Consider the following 17031-nt stretch of genomic DNA (forward strand, 5'->3'; position numbering starts at 1 on the left):
TGGATCAGTGGCTTTGAATTTCATCGATAGAACCGAACTGTCCCCCCAGCGGCAAACATTCCCTAGGGTAAGCCCTCCATTCGGAACGCCGCGTCACACGACACGGGCGTCACGATTGCCCCAGCGCCGCCACTCCGTCTTCGCTCAGCATATACACCCCGGTCTCAACCTTCTCGAACCAGCCATAATGGTTGATCCGCATCATCTGCGTCGCCTTCTCAACCCCGGTTTCGCGGGCCACAACCGCCCCCTTGCTGGCGCCATTCTCCGACAGGAACGCCGCACATTTCAGCGCCTCCTGCCGATAGACCGTCACCCGCTGCCCCTGCATCCCTCCGGTATTCGGATCACCCTCAAGCTTCGCAAAGGCCTGCAACAAACGTCCCTTGCGCGCCTTGGACTTGCGCGGCTGAAACGGCGCCGGATCGGCATGCACTTCAACCGCCCCATCCTTGAGCCGCACCGACAAGACCCCGACACCAAGGCGACGGCACAGCCCCACATTGCCCTTGAACGCCTTCCAGCCCGCCTTCCCCTTCCAGCGCGGCACCGCCACATAGACCGAGTCGGTAACCGCCTGCCGCGCCACCGCCTGTTGCAACAGCGTCAGAGAAAACCCGGTCTTCAGTTCGATGATCACCGGATCATCCCCCTCGCGGCAAGCGACAACATCCGCTGCGCCCACCTCGGCCTTAACCTCGAAACCACGTGCTTCGAGCCAGCGTTTGACCGGCGCATATAGTTCGGATTCGCGGGGTTTCGTCATAGCACCAGACCTAGCCTCTCCGACCGGGTCTGCCAACTGCGATGCCGCTTGCGCCTGCCACAGCGGATGCTAGCCTCACGCCTATTCGCATCAGGGAGTTCCCATGCTTCGCCTCATCGCCGCAATCCTCATTTCCTGCCTTGCCGGTCCACTTTCCGCGTCCTGCGAAGGCCCGGCTAAATTCGACGCCCTGCCTGAAGCAGAGCGTGCCGCATATGAACAGCGCGCCAGCGAGGTGCCTTTTTCCGAAGGCCTGCTCTGGCAGGTCGAACGCGACGGCGTTTCTTCCGTGATTGTCGGCACGCTGCACTTTCCCGCGAAGGGCCACGCACAATTGATGACCCGGATCGACACATTGCCGATCACCCCGCACCAAGTCCTGATCGAACTGACAAAAGGCGATGAAATCGCGATGTTGCGCCACATCACGGCGAACCCCGACCTATACCTGATCAACGAGGGGCCTTCGCTGATTGACAGGCTGGGCGATGATCTTTGGACCAAACTCAAACCCAAACTGGCCGTGAAGGGGCTGCCCGCCTTCATGGCGGCAAGATACCAGCCCTGGTTTCTCGGGCTCGCCCTGTCGGTGCCGCCCTGTGCGTCCGCCGACTTGCGGGCGGGAAAGCACGGGCTGGACCGACAGATCGAAAACTGGGCCGCAGAAAACGCGCTTCAGGTCAGGTCTCTGGACAATTTTCACCACGTTCTGTCCCTTCTCGCATCCGACCCGCTGGACGAGCAGATTGACATCATGAAGTGGTCCCTGTCGCTGGATCTCGACCAACAAGGGGCCGACGACACCGCGGAAATGCTCTCTTTGTACTTCCGGGAGAAAATCCAGCTCATCTGGGAGCGCGCCTCGGACAAAGCGATGGCACAGGTGAATACCCCCGAGGATGTTCAGCGGGTAAAAGAACTGTTTCTCGATGTTCAAGCCGGCCTGATTGAAGAGCGCAACGCATTCTGGCTCGAAACCTTGGCCTCCGAACTGGCTCAGACTCCGACGCTGATCGCTGTTGGCGCGATGCACCTGCCGGGCGACAATGGCATTCTGGCGCTGCTTCAGCACCAGGGTTTTACGATATCGCGGCTGCCTCTTTATGATAAATGAAACCTGAACGCGCTGCGTGGTCGCAGGGTGGAACGGGGGCGTGACAATCGCCATCGCCGCTTCTATAAGGCGCGCAAATTCCCTCCATTCCTGACATTCAATCGAAGGATTAACTGACATGACCATCCAGGTTTTCGGCCACAAATCCCCCGACACCGACTCCACCGGCTCGCCCATCATCTGGGCCTGGTACCTCAACGAAGTCAAAGGCACTCCGGCCGAAGCCAAGCTGCTTGGCGAACCCAACACCGAGGCCGCATGGCTCCTGAACCGCTGGGACCTGCCCAAGCCCGCCATCATCGCGGACGTCGAAGATGACGCTGCCGTGGTGATCGTCGACACCAACAACCCCGCCGAACTGCCCGCCAACATCAACGGTGCCGATGTTCAGGCGATCATCGACCACCACAAGCTGGTTGGCGGCCTGGAAACCAAGGGTCCGATCGACATCACCATCCGCCCCGTGGCCTGCACCGCGACCATCATGCACGACCTGATGGGCGACGTGGACATGCCCGACTGGATCAAGGGCACCATGCTGACCTGCATCCTGTCGGACACGCTGGAATACCGCTCGCCCACCACGACCGACCATGACAAGGCCGTGGCCGAGAAACTGGCCGCCGATCTGGGGATCAACGTCTCCGAATACGCCGCTGAAATGTTCGCTGCGAAGTCGGACGTGTCGTCCTTCTCGGATGCCGAGCTGCTGCGCATGGACTCCAAGGAATACGAAGTCGACGGCACCAAGTTCCGCGTCTCGGTTCTGGAAACCACCTCGCCGGCCACCGTGCTCGACCGCAAGGCCTCGCTGATGGACACCATGACCTCGGTTGCTGCCGAAGACGGAGTCGATCAGGTGCTACTCTTCGTGGTCGACATCCTGAACGAAGAATCGACCCTGCTGGTTCCGAACGATCTGGTCAAAACCGTTGCCAAGAAATCCTTCGATGCCGACGCATCGGGTGATGCGGTGGTTCTGCCCGGTGTCATGTCGCGCAAAAAGCAGATCATCCCGAACCTCAAGGTCTGAGACCCCCGGTTTTGAAATCAATCGAAGAAGGGCGCCCCCGCGGCGCCCTTTTTTGTGCCCGCAAGGACCCGAGCCCCCTTTCAGCCGCCCGAAGTTTCATGAAATACTCCCGACAACGCCAAGACGCCGCAACGACACGCGCTTTCAGGAAGAGACCGACATGCAGCCCCCCAGACACGATCCCGGCGAACGCGCCGCCACGGCCGTCTATCACCAGATCGCGCAGAACCCGGCCAAGGCCTGGTCCGAGGCCCGCCGCGCCCTCAAGACCTTTCCACAGAGCGAACGGGTGGCTTTCGTGGCTGGATTGGTCTGCCTGACACGGGGTCAGAAACGCGACGCGCGCAAGTATTTTGCCAAGGCAATCAACCTCGGCACCCCCACCCCCGACGCCTATGTCAACTTCGCCCAGATCTCCGCCGAAGAGGGCCTGACCGACTCTGCCCTCACCGCGCTCGAAAAGGCACAGGCCAGGTTTTCCGGCGACCTGTCGCTTTGGCGCGCCCGCGTCAACGTGCACCGCATGGCCGGGGACAGCGATCTTGCCCTGAAGGCCGTCGAAGACGCGCTGGAAGACCTGCCGGGCAATGCAGAGTTGCAGGAATTGCGCGGCGTGCTGCTGGCCGATTGCGGGCGGCTTCTCGATGCCATCCACGCGCTTGAAACCCTGCTCGAAGCAAACCCCAACCGCCCCATTGCCCTGATCAACCTCGGGCGGTTCTACGCCTTCACCAATCAGGCGGCCAAAAGTCTCGAAGTGACCGAACGCGCCTATTCCATGGCGCCCAACCTGCCCGCAGTGATCGACAACCTTGCCAACCGCAAACGCGAGAACGGCGATTTCGAAACCGCCGCGTCCCTGTTCCGCCAACTGGCCGACACCGCCCCCGACTTCGTTCCCGAAGCGCTGCGCCAACTGGCCGAGCTTGCGCCGGAAACCGCGCTGGAAACGCTCAGCAAAGAGGTGGCGCGCGCCGCGAGGAAGGCCCCCAACCCCGAGGCAGGCGCGCTTCTCGGCTTTGCACAGGCGGCCATAGCCAAACGTACCGGCAATGCTTCCGTCTTCGTCAGTGCCCTCAAGGACGCCAACCGCAAGATGTCCCGCCTGCGCCGCTACGACGAAAAGGCCGACACCGAATTCCACCAATATCTGCGCGCCCGTTTCGCCGAAGAACCAGCCGTCGCGCTCGACACGCCGTCCTTGCCCGCGCGCCCGCTTTTCATCCTCGGCCTGCCCCGCTCCGGCACAACCCTGCTGGAACGCATGCTCTCCGCTGGCCAAGGCATCGCCGGCCTTGGCGAAGTCGCCGCCCCGCACCGCTATTTCTCAGCCCGCTTCATGGCAGGGGAACCGATCTCCGACGGCCTGCCCGGCCTGCGCCAACGCTACGCCGACCTCGCCGCCCTTGCAGGCCCCGCCGACTGGACCATCGACAAGATGCCGGTCAACTACATGCATATCGGCTGGCTCACCCGCGCCTTCCCCGAAGCACAGATCATCCTGCTGCGCCGCGATTTCCGCGCCGTCGCGCTTTCCATGTTCGAAAACTTCTTCGACGATCCCGGACAGGCCTTCACCTTCCTGGAAAAGGCGATCCAGCACCGGCTTGCCCTCTTCGAAGACACCATCGCTGACTGGCAATCCCTCGGCGTCCCCTTCCAGACCGTGCACTACGAAGACCTCGTGAGCGCGCCGGAAGCCACCCTCAATACCCTTTGCGCCGACACCGGCCTGCCCTTCGACCCGGCCATGCTGCGCCCCGAGGACAACCGCGACTCGATCCGCACGGTCAGCAGCCTTCAGGCCCGCGAAAGCATCAACACCAAAAGCGTCGCCCGCTGGGAATCCTACCCAGACCTCCTGCCGAATATCTTCAAACACTAGGGTCAGGACCCTAGACGCCACCCACCCCTTCATTTTGCCAAAAATACTCCGGGGAGCGCGAGGGGCTGGCCCCTCGCTCCGCCCGCGCCAGCGGGCATACCCGGCACGCTCCGTCGGGCGCGCTCATGCTCACAACCGCTTGGCCACTTCCTCAAGCATCACTTCCGTGGCGCCGCCACCAATTGCCTGCACCCGCGCATCCCGCGCCATACGCTCGATTGCCATGCCGCGCATGTACCCCGAGCCGCCGTGGAACTGCAGACAATCATACATGACCTCGTTGACCAGTTCCCCGCACAGCGCCTTCAGCATCGACACTTCCCGCACCACGTCCTCCCCGGCCGCATCCCGCGCCGCCGTCTGGTAAACAAGCGCCCGCGCCGCCGTGACCCGCGCGGCCAGCATGGACAGGCGCTGTCGGATCGTCTGTTGTGCCCAAAGCGGCGCCCCAAAGGCCTGCCGCTCGCGTACATAGTCGACCGTCATGTCAATTGCCGCCTGGCTTTCGCCCACCGCCGCCGCAGCCGCCACCAGCCGCTCATTCTGGAAATTCTGCATGATCGCGTAGAACCCGCGCCCCTCTTCGCCCAGCACGTTCTCAACCGGCACGCGCACATCCACGAAAGACAGCTCCGCCGTATCGGATGAGCGCCACCCATGTTTGTCGAGCTGACGCACCACCTCGAACCCCGGCATGCCCTTTTCCAAAAGGAACATCGTCACCGACTGGCTCGCAGGCCCATCCCGGTCCGTCTTGGCCGCCACGCAATAAAGATCGGCATGCACCCCATTGGTGATGAACATCTTGGACCCGTTGAGCACAAAATGATCCCCCTCGCGCCGCGCAAAACTGCGAATACCCTTCACATCCGACCCGGCCCCGGGTTCCGTCACGCAGACCGCACAGATCTTCTCTCCGGCCACGATATCGGGCATGTAGCGCGCCTTCTGCGCTTCCGTGCCGGCATTGAAAATATGAACCGAGGCCATGTCCGTATGCACCAGCGCCGTGATCGCGAACCCGGAATAGCTCGACTTGCCCAACTCCTCGGCCAACACCGCCGTCGCCCGCGTATCCATATTGCTGCCGCCATATTCCTCGGGATAGCGCACCCCAAGGAACCCGAGTGCCCCCATTTCACGCAGAACCTCGCGCGGCACCATGCCCGCCTCTTCCCAATCATCGCCGTTGGGTTTGACGCGTTCCTCGACAAACCGGCGCAGCTGATCGCGCAACAAGGTATGTTCCGGGTTCAAAAACAGATGCTGATCCATGAGTAATCCTCCCTCACCCAAAACGCTGCCCCACGCCCCCCGCAGCTGTCCACTCTGACGTTGCGCTCCTTCCGGTCACCGCGATCATTCCCTACGCTTGACATGTTCTTGCCGCCAACCTCCCCTAGACAGAGCACGACCCGCCACCAACCGGACCCGCGTCATGAGCTTCGCCGACCTCTTCGACTGGTTTGACCATGTCTATATCGTGAACCTGCCCCACCGTGCTGATCGGCGCGCGGAAACCACGGCCGAGTTTGCCCGCGTGGGCATCCAACTTCCCGATCCGCGCATCGAATTTTTCAAAGCCTCCCGCCCCGACGCCAAGGGCGATTTCCCCTCCATCGGTTCGCTGGGCAATTTCATGTCCCAGACCCGCGTTCTGCGAGACGCGATGGAACGCGGCCTGACCCGCGTGCTGATCTGCGAAGACGACCTGCATCTCAACGACCTCCCCCCCGCGACGGTCGCCGCCGTGCTGAGTGATCTCAAGACAACGGACTGGTCCATCGCGGCCCTGGGCTATCTCGAACCCTATGATCCCCCCGCCGGGCACACCGGCCTCTCCGATTGGACAACCGGCACCCGCGGCACCCAGTTCTGGGCCATCCAGGGCAAAGACGCCATCAAGGGCTTTCACGACTACCTCGAACTTGTCCGCCAACGCCCGCCCGGCCACCCCAAGGGTGGCTCGATGTTCTTTGACGGCGCCTTCAACATGGTCCGCACCCAGGTCCCCGGCATCACCTTCCGCATCGCCACCCCCTGCCTTGCCGGGCAACGCGCCTCGCGCACCGACATCCATGATCTGCGCTTTTTTGACCGGGTCGAACCGTTCCGCACCATCGCCGGGGCCTTGCGCAAATGGATGAACCGCAAGCGACGCGGCTAAAATCGCCCGTTCCCGCGCGGCCGGGAATGTCATACCGACGTAATACCGACACGATACCGACGCGAAACCGATCCCGGTTTCCGGCGCTCTCCACTGGCGTTCAATGGCTTGCTTTGCCATAGAGAGGACAAGCCGAAACCCCGCGCACAGGACATGCCATGACCCAGATCATCTCTTCTCTCTCTGAGATTTCCGACCGCTACGACGCCCTGTTCGTCGACCTCTGGGGCTGTGTGCACAACGGCATCACCGCCTATCCCGACGCGGTCGCCGCCCTCAAAGCCTACCGCGCAAAGGGCGGGATCGTCGTGCTGGTCACCAACTCCCCCAAACCCCGCGCAGGTGTTGCCAAACAGCTCGAAACCTTTGGTGTGCCGCGCGATGCCTATGACACGATCGCCACCTCCGGCGACAGCGCCCGTTCCGCCATGTTCCGGGGCGCGGTGGGCGAAAAGGTCTATTTCATGGGGGAATGGGAACGCGACGCGGGTTTCTTTGAACCCCTTGAAATCCTTGATAATCCCGTCCCAATCACCCGCGTCCCCCTGACCGAGGCCGAAGGCATCGTCTGTTGCGGCCCCTTCGATCCGATGGCCGACCCCTCCGTCAACCGCGCGGATTTCCTCTATGCCAAAACCAAGGGGCTCAAGCTGCTCTGCGCCAATCCGGACATCGTCGTCGACCGCGGTGAAACCCGCGAATGGTGCGCCGGCGCGCTGGCCCGGCTCTACACCGAAATGGGCGGTGAAAGCCTTTATTTCGGCAAACCCCATCCGCCGATCTACGACCTCGCCCGCCGCCGCCTCACTGCGTTGGAGAAATCTATACCGGATGCGGCCATTCTGGCGATCGGAGACGGCGCCCAGACCGACATCGCGGGCGCCATGGGCGAGGATATCGATTCTCTCTTCATCACCGGCGGTCTCGCCGCCGCGGAAACCAAAACGACGCAGCACCCCGACGCAAAGGCCCTAAAGGCCTATCTTGAAAAGGAAAAAGTGGCGCCGCAGTATTCAATAGGTCAACTGCGCTGACGCGATTAGGGGTTGATTTTCTGCAACTGCAAAGTAATAAAGTTGCGGAACGGGGCGAGAAGTCGTCTCAAAATTACCAAGCCAATCCAATCCGGAGGGTCGAATGTTGGACAACCTGCCGCGCGGAACCATCTGTATCGAAGATATCGAGATGGGCATGTCGCGCTACCTGCGCAAAGTCGTGACCGACGAGGACATCGAGATGTTCGCCCAGATCTCGACCGACCGGAACCCGGTGCATCTTGACGACGACTACGCCAATGACACGATCTTCCAGGGCCGCATTGCCCACGGCATGCTGACCGCCGGGCTGATCTCGGCCGTGATCGGGGAACAGTTACCCGGCCATGGCACGGTCTACATGGGCCAGAGCCTCAAATTCCTCGCCCCCGTCCGCCCCGGCGACATGGTCTATGCCGAGGTCAAGGTAATCGACATCGACTTCGCCAAGCGCCGGGTCAAGCTCGACTGCCATTGCGCGGTTGATGGCAAGAAAGTGCTCGTCGGCGAAGCCACGGTTCTCGCGCCCAGTCGCAAATTCGACTGACCGTAGCAGGCAAGAGCGCGCCTCCCTGACGCGCCCTGTACTTTCTTTTTCCACAAATACCCTGGGGGGATCGCCCCTTGGGGCGATGGGGGCCACGCCCCCCTCTTGCAAGCGCTCTGGCAAAGCGCTACCCCGATCCCATGCGGATCATTCGAGACTACAAATACGTGAACAAAGCAGACCGGGGCGCCAGCGCCGCGATCGGCAATTTCGACGGGGTCCACCTCGGGCACCAGTCGGTGATCGACATCGCCCGCAGCGCCGCGCCCGACGCGCCGCTCGGCATTGTCACCTTCGAACCCCACCCCCGCGAATTCTTCGCCCCCGAGGCCCCGCCCTTCCGCCTGACCAGTTCCGACACCCGCGCCCACCGGCTCGAAAAGCTGGGGGTAGAGCGGCTCTACGAACTGCCCTTCAACGCCACCCTCTCCGGTCTCACGCCGCGTGCCTTCGCACAGGACGTGATTGCCGATGGTTTGGGACTTGCGCATGTCGTGATTGGCGCCGATTTCTGCTTTGGCAAGGGGCGCGCCGGCACAGCCCAAGACCTCAAGGCCTTTGGGGCTGAAATGGGTTTTGGGGTCACCATCGCGCCCCTGATCCAGAACGGCGACGCGCAGGTGTCATCAACCTCGATCCGCAACGCACTTTCCGAAGGTCGTCCCCGCGACGCCGCCGCCATGCTGGGCCATTGGCACCGCATCGACGGCCCCGTGATTGGCGGCGACCAGCGTGGCCGTGACCTTGGTTTTCCCACTGCCAACATGTCCCTTGACGGCCTGCACCCGCCCAAGTTCGGCGTCTATGCCGTGCTGGTCGACGTGCTCGAAGGCCCCCACAAAGGCAGCTATCACGGCGCCGCCTCGGTTGGCGTGCGCCCGATGTTCGGCATCAACAAGGCCAATATCGAAACCTTCCTTTTCGACTTCTCCGGCGACCTCTACGGCACCGAGCTTTCCGTGGCGCTGGTCGACTTCCTGCGCCCCGAGGAGAACTACGACAGTATCGAAGCCCTTGTCGCCCAGATCGACAAGGATTGCGCCCAGTGCCGTGCCATCCTGAGCGCGCTATGAGCAAACGCGACCCCATCGACCGCGACGGTCTGCAACCCCGCTTCTGGGAACGCAAGCCGTTGAAAAACCTCTCTCAAAAGGAATGGGAAGCGCTGTGTGATGGCTGCGGGAAATGCTGCCTGAACAAGCTGGAAGACGCCGACACCGGCTATGTCGCCCTGACCCGCGTCGCCTGCCGCCTGCTGGATGACGAGACCTGCCGCTGCACCCAATATGACATCCGCCACCAGTTCGTGCCGGAATGTATTGTGCTGACCCCCGGCAATCTCGACAGCCACGCCTACTGGATGCCGCAAACCTGCGCGTACCGCCTGCTCTGGGAGGGCAAGACACTGTTTGACTGGCACCCGCTGATTTCGGGCGATCCTGGATCCGTTCACCGGGCTGGCGTCTCGGTTTACCAGATGACAGTATCCGAGTTCGAAACCCCCGAAGACGAGTGGGAAGACCACATTATCGAGGAGCCTCTTTGATGCATTTTGCTTCCGACAATTCCGGCCCCGCCCTGCCGCAGGTGATGGCCGCGCTCACCGAGGCCAACACCGGCTATGCCATGGGCTATGGCGCCGACCCGATCATGACCGAGGTCCGCCAACATATCCGCGACATTTTTGAGGCCCCCGAGGCCGCGGTCTATCTCGTTGCCACCGGCACCGCGGCCAATTCGCTCGCCTTGGCAACCCTGTGCCAGCCGTGGCAAACAGTGTTCTGCTCGCCGGTCTCCCATATCCACGAAGACGAATGCAACGCGCCCGAGTTCTACTCCGGCGGCGCCAAGCTGACCCTTGTGGGCGACGCGGACAAGATGACGCCAGACGCCCTGCGCGCCGCCATTGAAGCCGAAGAAACCCGCGGCGTACACGGCCCCCAGCGTGGCCCGGTCTCGATCACCCAGGTCACCGAACGCGGCACGATCTATTCGCTCGACGAGTTGAACGCCCTCTCCGCCGTGGCCGAAACACATGGCCTGCCCGTGCACCTTGATGGCGCCCGCTTTGCCAACGCCCTCGAAGCGCTTGGCTGCACCCCGGCCGAAATGACATGGAAAGTCGGCGTGGACGCGGTCAGTTTCGGTGGCACCAAAAACGGCTGCCTCGGGGTTGAGGCGGTGATCTTCTTCGATCCCAAACACGCATGGGAGTTCGAACTGCGCCGCAAACGCGGGGCGCATCTGTTCTCCAAGCATCGCTATCTCTCGGCCCAGATGCAGGCCTATCTTCATGGCGATCTCTGGCGCGAAAGCGCGCGCAAGGCCAATGCCAACGCAGCGCATCTCGTGGCAGGTCTCAAGGGCATCCCCGGTGTCAGCTTCGCGCATGACCCACAGGCCAACATGGTCTTTGCCACAATGCCGCGCGCGATGCACAAGGCCCTGTTTGCCGCCGGGGCGGTCTATCACATCTGGTCGGGAAGCCTCGAAGGCGACGACCCCGCCGCCCCGGTTACGGCTCGTTTCGTTTGTGACTGGTCGATCCCACGCGAAGAGATCGACCGTTTTCTGGAAATCGCCGCCAGCGCCGTCTGAACGGGCCAAGGCGTTTGCAAACACCTAGGAAAGCCGTTTTCAAACGGCTTCATCCGCCTCGCTCAGGCGCAACAGCTCCGCGGCCAAGGCGTCAGGACGGCTGATCGCACCCATATGCCCAGCCCCCTCGACCGTCACGCGCCTTGCGCCGGGAATGCGGCGGCCAAGGGTGTCACAGACGACACCGATTACCTTCGGTGATTGCGCGCCATCCATTACCACCGTCGGCGCGGTGATCTCGCCCAGTCGGGGCATGGTACCGGGCGTATCGAACGCCACGTAGTTCTGCGATCCGATCACAAAGGGAATACGCTTGGCAAAGCCGCCGCGCACCTGCTCGGGTAGGGCCGCCCAGGGCGTCCCATCGCCCCAGTCTGCCATGAAAAGCCGCGCCGCCCCTTCATTGTCTCCCCTGGCAATCCGTGCGCGGATTTCCTCGATCTGCGCGTCATGTCCTGCGAATTCCGCCACATCCAGTTCCATCGCCAAAGCGAAGAACACCGGCTCATAAAGAACAAGGCTGCGCACCAGTTCGGGATGGGCCACCGCAAAACGCAGCGCCACGACCGCGCCGAAACTGTGGGCGACCACGTCAACCGGCGCGTCGATCCGGTCCAGGATAGCCTCATAGACCAGCGACCCGGTACAGCTTTCACCATCGTAATCGCTACTGCGCCCGTGTCCGATCATGTCCGGCGCAAGTACCGTGAAACCGTCCCCCAAACACTCGGACAACCCACGCCACGCACCGGAATGCGCCATCGTGCAATGCAGAGCGAGCACCTTTCGCGGCCCCTGCCCCATCTCTCGCCAATAGGTCTTTTCCTGCATGTCGAGTATCTTCAGAGCGTGTCCGCGAGATGCCGGTCGAGATACTCCAGCCGGTCCTGCCCCCAGAACCGCGCATCGTCTTGCGTGACATAGAAAGGCGATCCAAACGCCCCTGCACCCACCGCTTCCTCAAGGTTGCGCGCATAGGTCTCGGCCCCGGTCAATAGCCCGCTGTCTGCCAGCGACGGATCGAACCCGGTTGCTTCAAGACACCCCTTGATCACGTCATCCTGTGCGATGTCCTTTTCCTCGGCCCAGCAGGCCCGCATCAGCGCCCGCACAAAGGCCCCCACATCGCCGCCGCCCGCATTCTGTGCGGCGATCACCGCATAGGCCGAAGGGGCCTGATTGGTCGGCCAATGCGCCGGGCTCAGGTTGAAATCCATTCCAAGCGCCTTGGCCTGGCGCAACAGGTCCTGCGCGCGATATTCCTGCCGCGACGGATGCCGGTCCTTGGGCGGCGTGCCGCCCGTGCGGGCAAACAGCGCCATGATGTCCAGCGGCTTGTAGGAAATCTGCGCCCCATGTTTCGCTGCAATTTCCTCAAACCGGTCGCCAGCGAGATAGGCATAAGGGGAAATCGTCGAAAAATAGTAGTCGATATGCGCCATTTAGCCCTCCAGTCGCCTCGCTTACCTTTGCGAGACCCTAGGCACATGTTAATCGGTTGGCAACGTCACGAATCTGTCATCGGCGTCACCCTGGGGACCACTCATATGCCAAACATCCATGAACCGAAACTGATCACCGGCAATTCCAACAAGCCTCTGGCCAAGGCAATTGCCCGTCGCATGTCCATGCACCGCGGCCAGACGGTCGATCTCGTCGACGCCCGCGTCGAACGCTTCAACGACGCAGAAATCTTTGTCGAGGTCTACGAGAACGTGCGCGGCGAAGACATGTTCATCATGCAGTCGACCTCGCGCCCGGCCAATGACAACTTGATGGAACTGTTGATCATGTCGGACGCGCTGCGCCGCTCTTCGGCCAGCCGCATCACCGCGGTCATTCCCTATTTCGGCTATGCCCGGCAGGACCGCCGCACCAAGGCCCGCACCCCGATCACAGCCAAGCTTGTCGCAAACATGATGGTCGAAGCCGGGATCGAGCGGGTCCTGACCATGGACCTGCACGCCGCCCAGATCCAGGGCTTTTTCGACATTCCCGTCGACAACCTCTACGCATCTCCGATCTTTGCGCTCGACATCAAACACCAGTTCAAGGACGAACTCGACGACGTCCTGATCATCTCGCCCGATGTCGGCGGCGTGGCCCGTGCCCGCGAACTGGCCAAGCGCATCAACGCCCCGCTTGCCATCGTTGACAAGCGCCGTGAAAAACCCGGCGAAGTGGCCGAGATGACCGTGATCGGCGATGTCAAAGGCAAGAAATGCATCATCGTCGATGACATCTGCGATACGGCTGGCACGCTCTGCAAGGCCGCCGAGGTGATCATGGAGCATGGCGCCACCGAGGTGCACGCATATATCTCGCACGGCGTTCTCTCAGGCCCCGCCGTTGGCCGCATCACCAAGTCCGTGATGAAATCTCTGGTGATCACCGACTCGATCGAACCGACCCAAGCCGTGCTCGACGCCGAGAATATTCGCATCGTACCCACCGCGCCCATGTTCGCCCAGGCGATCATGAACATCGGCGCCGGCACCAGCGTGTCTTCTTTGTTCGAAACCGAGACCCTGGAACAATCCTACGAAGGTCTTTTCAAAGGCTGATTCAGCCTGCTCAGACACAAAGGCCGCGCACCATGGGGGCGCGGCCTTTTTCGTTGCCAATACGATCAGTCTGCGTCCACAACCCAATCGTCGGCAAAGGCCAGTTCACCAATCGCCATCCAGTTCATGCGCACCCGCGCGACACGACTGTCACCCCAAGTGCGAAAGACCAGATGAAAGCCGAGGTTCGTCACCTCTTCGGCCACCACTTCCGAGCGGATATTCGCACCACAATCCATGTCCCAAAGGGACAACCCGACATGCACCGTCGGCGGCACGCGGAACTTTTCACTGAAGCGGATCAGCTTGCGGCGCTCGCGCGGGCCATCGCCGGTCCACATTTCGCCATCCGTGTCAAAATCCGAAAACAGCGCGACATCGCCACTGTCCACACCAATAAAGTGATTTCTTAATTTCTTCATCACGTCTTCCCTGTGGAAACGACATTCGCGCGAACCCATCCGAAAGGCAATTGCAAATGCCGGGGATCTGGCTTGGACGGATCGTCGCCAATGTGCTTCCCGCAGGCATCGACGCCCCAAAAAGAAAAGGCCCCGCCATTCGGCGAGGCCCTTAATGCTTTCTGTTCCCGAAGGATCAGTCCATGTCGTCCATCAGGTGAACGAGGTCCGCCACGAATTTCTCCGCTGCGTCCTTGTCCTCGGAAGCCGCGTCCTCGACCGACTTGCGGGCGCTCGCCAGAACGTCCTCAAGGTCCGCCTTGGTCACTTCCGACCCGACATGCGCGTGCTCTGCGATCACCGAGATCGACTCCGCCGAGATTTCCGCGAAACCGCGGGTCACGACAAAGGCTTTCTCGCCATCGGCCGACTGCACTTTCACAACGCCGGGGCGCAGCGAAGTCAGCGTGGGCGCGTGGCCCGGCATGGCGGTCATGTCACCGTCTGCGCCGGGGATCTGCACGGAGGTCGCCTCAAGCGAAGCAAGGCTCCGCTCAGGGCTGACCAGGTCAAATTGCATCGTGTTTGCCATCAGGGGCCTCCTTAGGCCGCTTCAGCAGCCATCTTTTCGGCTTTTGCGATCACTTCGTCGATGCCGCCAACCATGTAGAAGGCTGCTTCGGGAAGGTGGTCGTATTCGCCGGCCACAACTGCCTTGAACGACGAGATGGTGTCTTCCAGCGGAACCTGAACACCGTCCGAACCGGTAAAGACCTTCGCAACGTCGAACGGCTGGCTGAGGAAACGCTGGATCTTACGGGCGCGTGCCACGGTCAGCTTGTCCTCTTCCGACAGTTCGTCCATCCCGAGGATGGCGATGATGTCCTGCAGCGATTTGTAGCGCTGGAGAATACCCTGAACTTCGAAAGCCACGTTGTAGTGCTCTTCACCCACAACCGAGGGGTCCATCAGACGCGAGGTCGAGTCGAGCGGGTCAACGGCCGGGTAGATACCCAGTTCCGAAATCGCACGCGACAGAACGGTGGTTGCGTCGAGGTGGGCAAAGGTGGTTGCCGGGGCGGGGTCGGTAAGGTCATCCGCGGGAACGTAGACGGCCTGGATCGACGTAATCGAGCCCGACTTGGTTGAGGTAATGCGTTCCTGCATGGCACCCATGTCGGTGGCCAGCGTCGGCTGGTAACCCACGGCCGAAGGAATACGACCCAGAAGTGCCGACACCTCGGAACCTGCCTGTGTGAAGCGGAAGATGTTGTCGACGAAGAACAGAACGTCGGTACCCGACTGGTCGCGGAACTGCTCGGCGAGCGTCAGACCGGTCAGAGCCACACGTGCACGCGCCCCCGGAGGTTCGTTCATCTGACCATAAACCAGGGCCACCTGCGATTCTTCGAGGTTGTCCGGCTTGATCACGTTGGATTCGATCATTTCCCAGTAAAGGTCGTTCCCTTCACGGGTCCGTTCACCAACACCTGCGAACACCGAGAAACCCGAGTGCACTTTTGCAATGTTGTTGATCAGTTCCATGATGAGAACGGTCTTGCCCACGCCGGCGCCGCCGAACAGACCAATCTTACCACCCTTGGCGTAGGGGGCGAGAAGGTCGATCACCTTGATGCCGGTGACGAGGATTTCCGACTCGGTCGACTGTTCGTCGAATTCCGGTGCGTCCTGGTGGATGGCACGGTATTCGTCTGCGTTGACCGGGCCTTTTTCGTCCACGGGCTCACCCACAACGTTCAGGATGCGGCCCAGGGTGGCGTTGCCAACCGGCACCGAGATCGGTGCGCCGGTGTCTTCCACGGGAGCGCCGCGGACCAGACCTTCGGTCGCGTCCATCGCGATGCAGCGAACAGTGTTTTCACCAAGGTGCTGGGATACTTCCAGCACCAGTTTCTTGCCGTTGTTTTCGGTGTTCAGCGCGTTCAGGATCTCCGGCAGGTGATCGTCGAACTGAACGTCCACAACGGCGCCGATGACCTGGGTCACCTTACCTTTTGCGTTTGCCATGTTTTCGTCTCCGGTTCTTAGAGCGCCTCAGCGCCCGAGATGATTTCAATAAGCTCGTTGGTGATCACAGCCTGACGCGAGCGGTTGAACTCGATGGTCAGCTTGTCGATCATTTCGCCAGCGTTGCGGGTTGCGTTGTCCATGGCGGACATCCGCGCGCCCTGCTCCGAGGCCCCGTTTTCCAGCAGTGCGGCAAAGATCTGCGTGGCCACGCCGCGCGGCAGAAGGTCCGCAAGGATCTCTTCTTCGCTCGGTTCGTAGTCATACAGTGTGCTCGCGCCATCTTCGTCCGCGTCGAACGCGGCCGGGATGATCTGCTGTGCTGTCGGGATCTGGCTCACCACGTTCACGAACTTCGAATAGAAGATCGTGGCGACATCGAACTCTTCCGCGTCGAAACGGGCCAGGATGTCACGCGCGATATCCTGCGCGTTGTCATATCCCACACGTTTCACCTCGGTGAGGTCGACATGCGCAATGAAGTGATCCCCCAGGTCACGCTTGATCGCGTCACGACCTTTCTTGCCCACGGTAATGACCTTTACGGTCTTACCCTTTGCAAGAAGCTCTTCGGCTTTCGAGCGCGCCAGCTTGGCGATGTTCGAGTTGAAGCCGCCGCACAGGCCGCGTTCAGCGGTCATCACCACCAGAAGGTGGGTCTGATCGCTGCCGGTGCCCGACAGAAGCTTCGGTGCAGAATCCGAGCCACCAACCGAGGCCGCCAGCCCACCCAGAACGGCGTTGAACCGTTCTGTGTAGGGACGCGACTGCTCAGCAGCTTCCTGCGCGCGGCGAAGTTTCGCCGCGGCAACCATCTGCATGGCTTTGGTGATCTTACGAGTGTTTTTCACACTCTCGATCCGGTTTTTTAGGTCCTTCAGACTAGGCATTGTC

General features: G+C 61.6%; 18 protein-coding genes. 10 read left to right on the forward strand and 8 right to left on the reverse strand.

Translation table 11 applies throughout. The annotated features are described in order from the left end of the window. Positions 1–109: 109 nt before the first annotated feature. Positions 110–766, reverse strand: coding sequence for a DUF2161 domain-containing phosphodiesterase (locus BMZ35_RS01935; RefSeq protein WP_093090372.1), 657 nt, complete (start codon positions 764–766; stop codon positions 110–112). Between the two features lie 103 nt (positions 767–869). On the opposite strand from BMZ35_RS01935, the gene BMZ35_RS01940 reads away from it, so the two are divergent. From BMZ35_RS01940 to BMZ35_RS01950, 3 genes are all read left to right on the forward strand, one after another. Beyond that, positions 870–1880 (forward strand): TraB/GumN family protein, encoded by a 1011-nt coding sequence (locus BMZ35_RS01940; RefSeq protein ID WP_093090374.1) that lies wholly within the window; start codon positions 870–872, stop codon positions 1878–1880. 118 nt (positions 1881–1998) lie between these two features. Beyond that, a complete protein-coding gene (locus BMZ35_RS01945) occupies positions 1999–2913 on the forward strand; it encodes a manganese-dependent inorganic pyrophosphatase (protein ID WP_093090376.1) in 915 nt (304 codons plus the stop codon). A 160-nt stretch (positions 2914–3073) separates the two neighbouring features. Continuing rightward, entirely contained in the window at positions 3074–4798 is a 1725-nt protein-coding gene (locus BMZ35_RS01950; RefSeq protein ID WP_165609985.1) for a tetratricopeptide repeat-containing sulfotransferase family protein, read from the forward strand. Positions 4799–4927: 129 nt separating this feature from the next. On the opposite strand, the gene BMZ35_RS01955 is transcribed toward BMZ35_RS01950, so the two are convergent. After that, positions 4928–6073 (reverse strand): acyl-CoA dehydrogenase family protein, encoded by a 1146-nt coding sequence (locus BMZ35_RS01955; RefSeq protein WP_093090380.1) that lies wholly within the window; start codon positions 6071–6073, stop codon positions 4928–4930. Between the two features lie 163 nt (positions 6074–6236). On the opposite strand from BMZ35_RS01955, the gene BMZ35_RS01960 reads away from it, so the two are divergent. The 6 genes from BMZ35_RS01960 to BMZ35_RS01985 all read left to right on the forward strand — a co-directional run bounded on the left by BMZ35_RS01960 (position 6237) and on the right by BMZ35_RS01985 (position 11144). Then, positions 6237–6965: a glycosyltransferase family 25 protein gene (locus tag BMZ35_RS01960; RefSeq protein ID WP_093090382.1), complete on the forward strand. Its 729-nt coding sequence runs from the start codon at positions 6237–6239 to the stop codon at positions 6963–6965. A gap of 158 nt (positions 6966–7123) precedes the next feature. Continuing rightward, positions 7124–7999 carry an HAD family hydrolase gene (locus BMZ35_RS01965; RefSeq protein ID WP_093090384.1) on the forward strand — a complete coding sequence of 292 codons (876 nt, stop codon included), beginning with the start codon at positions 7124–7126 and terminating at the stop codon, positions 7997–7999. Positions 8000–8102: 103 nt separating this feature from the next. Further along, the gene (locus tag BMZ35_RS01970; protein WP_093090386.1) at positions 8103–8546 is read left to right on the forward strand and encodes a MaoC family dehydratase; all 444 of its coding nucleotides are present in this window, start codon (positions 8103–8105) and stop codon (positions 8544–8546) included. A 140-nt stretch (positions 8547–8686) separates the two neighbouring features. Next, positions 8687–9619, forward strand: coding sequence for a bifunctional riboflavin kinase/FAD synthetase (locus BMZ35_RS01975; protein ID WP_093090388.1), 933 nt, complete (start codon positions 8687–8689; stop codon positions 9617–9619). Beyond that, on the forward strand, positions 9616–10092 hold the full coding sequence (locus BMZ35_RS01980) for a YcgN family cysteine cluster protein (protein WP_093090390.1): 477 nt from the start codon (positions 9616–9618) through the stop codon (positions 10090–10092). The genes BMZ35_RS01975 and BMZ35_RS01980 overlap by 4 nt, the downstream gene beginning before the upstream one ends. Continuing rightward, entirely contained in the window at positions 10092–11144 is a 1053-nt protein-coding gene (locus BMZ35_RS01985) for a threonine aldolase family protein (protein ID WP_093090392.1), read from the forward strand. The genes BMZ35_RS01980 and BMZ35_RS01985 overlap by 1 nt, the downstream gene beginning before the upstream one ends. Before the next feature lie 39 nt (positions 11145–11183). Here BMZ35_RS01985 and BMZ35_RS01990 read toward each other — a convergent pair whose 3' ends face one another. Further along, on the reverse strand, positions 11184–11975 hold the full coding sequence (locus tag BMZ35_RS01990) for an alpha/beta fold hydrolase (RefSeq protein WP_093090394.1): 792 nt from the start codon (positions 11973–11975) through the stop codon (positions 11184–11186). 11 nt (positions 11976–11986) lie between these two features. Then, positions 11987–12586, reverse strand: coding sequence for a 2-hydroxychromene-2-carboxylate isomerase (locus BMZ35_RS01995; protein WP_093090396.1), 600 nt, complete (start codon positions 12584–12586; stop codon positions 11987–11989). Positions 12587–12691: 105 nt separating this feature from the next. On the opposite strand from BMZ35_RS01995, the gene BMZ35_RS02000 reads away from it, so the two are divergent. Further along, positions 12692–13708 carry a ribose-phosphate pyrophosphokinase gene (locus BMZ35_RS02000; RefSeq protein ID WP_093090398.1) on the forward strand — a complete coding sequence of 339 codons (1017 nt, stop codon included), beginning with the start codon at positions 12692–12694 and terminating at the stop codon, positions 13706–13708. A 65-nt stretch (positions 13709–13773) separates the two neighbouring features. Here the strand turns inward: BMZ35_RS02000 and BMZ35_RS02005 are convergent, their stop codons facing one another. From BMZ35_RS02005 to BMZ35_RS02020, 4 genes are all read right to left on the reverse strand, one after another. Beyond that, the gene (locus BMZ35_RS02005) at positions 13774–14130 is read right to left on the reverse strand and encodes an H-type lectin domain-containing protein (RefSeq protein ID WP_093090400.1); all 357 of its coding nucleotides are present in this window, start codon (positions 14128–14130) and stop codon (positions 13774–13776) included. Positions 14131–14305: 175 nt separating this feature from the next. Then, on the reverse strand, positions 14306–14701 hold the full coding sequence (locus BMZ35_RS02010; RefSeq protein WP_093090402.1) for a F0F1 ATP synthase subunit epsilon: 396 nt from the start codon (positions 14699–14701) through the stop codon (positions 14306–14308). An 11-nt stretch (positions 14702–14712) separates the two neighbouring features. Beyond that, entirely contained in the window at positions 14713–16137 is a 1425-nt protein-coding gene (gene atpD, locus BMZ35_RS02015; RefSeq protein WP_093090404.1) for a F0F1 ATP synthase subunit beta, read from the reverse strand. A gap of 17 nt (positions 16138–16154) precedes the next feature. Beyond that, positions 16155–17027, reverse strand: coding sequence for a F0F1 ATP synthase subunit gamma (locus BMZ35_RS02020; protein ID WP_093090405.1), 873 nt, complete (start codon positions 17025–17027; stop codon positions 16155–16157). Between the last annotated feature and the right edge of the window lie 4 nt (positions 17028–17031).

The sequence above is a fragment of the Shimia aestuarii genome, assembly GCF_900114635.1.
GTDB classification, from domain to species: domain Bacteria; phylum Pseudomonadota; class Alphaproteobacteria; order Rhodobacterales; family Rhodobacteraceae; genus Shimia; species Shimia aestuarii.

What these genes read in the sequence shown, in the direction of transcription:
- BMZ35_RS01990 (WP_093090394.1), bottom strand. Translation starts at nt 11,975, where the DNA reads ATGCAGGAAAAGACCTATTGGCGAGAGATGGGGCAGGGGCCGCGAAAG.
- BMZ35_RS01995 (WP_093090396.1), bottom strand. Translation starts at nt 12,586, where the DNA reads ATGGCGCATATCGACTACTATTTTTCGACGATTTCCCCTTATGCCTAT.
- BMZ35_RS01945 (WP_093090376.1), top strand. Translation starts at nt 1,999, where the DNA reads ATGACCATCCAGGTTTTCGGCCACAAATCCCCCGACACCGACTCCACC.
- BMZ35_RS01940 (WP_093090374.1), top strand. Translation starts at nt 870, where the DNA reads ATGCTTCGCCTCATCGCCGCAATCCTCATTTCCTGCCTTGCCGGTCCA.
- BMZ35_RS02000 (WP_093090398.1), top strand. Translation starts at nt 12,692, where the DNA reads ATGCCAAACATCCATGAACCGAAACTGATCACCGGCAATTCCAACAAG.
- BMZ35_RS01985 (WP_093090392.1), top strand. Translation starts at nt 10,092, where the DNA reads ATGCATTTTGCTTCCGACAATTCCGGCCCCGCCCTGCCGCAGGTGATG.
- BMZ35_RS01965 (WP_093090384.1), top strand. Translation starts at nt 7,124, where the DNA reads ATGACCCAGATCATCTCTTCTCTCTCTGAGATTTCCGACCGCTACGAC.
- BMZ35_RS02010 (WP_093090402.1), bottom strand. Translation starts at nt 14,701, where the DNA reads ATGGCAAACACGATGCAATTTGACCTGGTCAGCCCTGAGCGGAGCCTT.
- BMZ35_RS01950 (WP_165609985.1), top strand. Translation starts at nt 3,074, where the DNA reads ATGCAGCCCCCCAGACACGATCCCGGCGAACGCGCCGCCACGGCCGTC.
- BMZ35_RS01935 (WP_093090372.1), bottom strand. Translation starts at nt 766, where the DNA reads ATGACGAAACCCCGCGAATCCGAACTATATGCGCCGGTCAAACGCTGG.
- BMZ35_RS01960 (WP_093090382.1), top strand. Translation starts at nt 6,237, where the DNA reads ATGAGCTTCGCCGACCTCTTCGACTGGTTTGACCATGTCTATATCGTG.
- BMZ35_RS02020 (WP_093090405.1), bottom strand. Translation starts at nt 17,027, where the DNA reads ATGCCTAGTCTGAAGGACCTAAAAAACCGGATCGAGAGTGTGAAAAAC.
- BMZ35_RS02005 (WP_093090400.1), bottom strand. Translation starts at nt 14,130, where the DNA reads ATGAAGAAATTAAGAAATCACTTTATTGGTGTGGACAGTGGCGATGTC.
- BMZ35_RS01955 (WP_093090380.1), bottom strand. Translation starts at nt 6,073, where the DNA reads ATGGATCAGCATCTGTTTTTGAACCCGGAACATACCTTGTTGCGCGAT.
- BMZ35_RS01975 (WP_093090388.1), top strand. Translation starts at nt 8,687, where the DNA reads ATGCGGATCATTCGAGACTACAAATACGTGAACAAAGCAGACCGGGGC.
- BMZ35_RS01970 (WP_093090386.1), top strand. Translation starts at nt 8,103, where the DNA reads ATGTTGGACAACCTGCCGCGCGGAACCATCTGTATCGAAGATATCGAG.
- BMZ35_RS01980 (WP_093090390.1), top strand. Translation starts at nt 9,616, where the DNA reads ATGAGCAAACGCGACCCCATCGACCGCGACGGTCTGCAACCCCGCTTC.
- atpD (WP_093090404.1), bottom strand. Translation starts at nt 16,137, where the DNA reads ATGGCAAACGCAAAAGGTAAGGTGACCCAGGTCATCGGCGCCGTTGTG.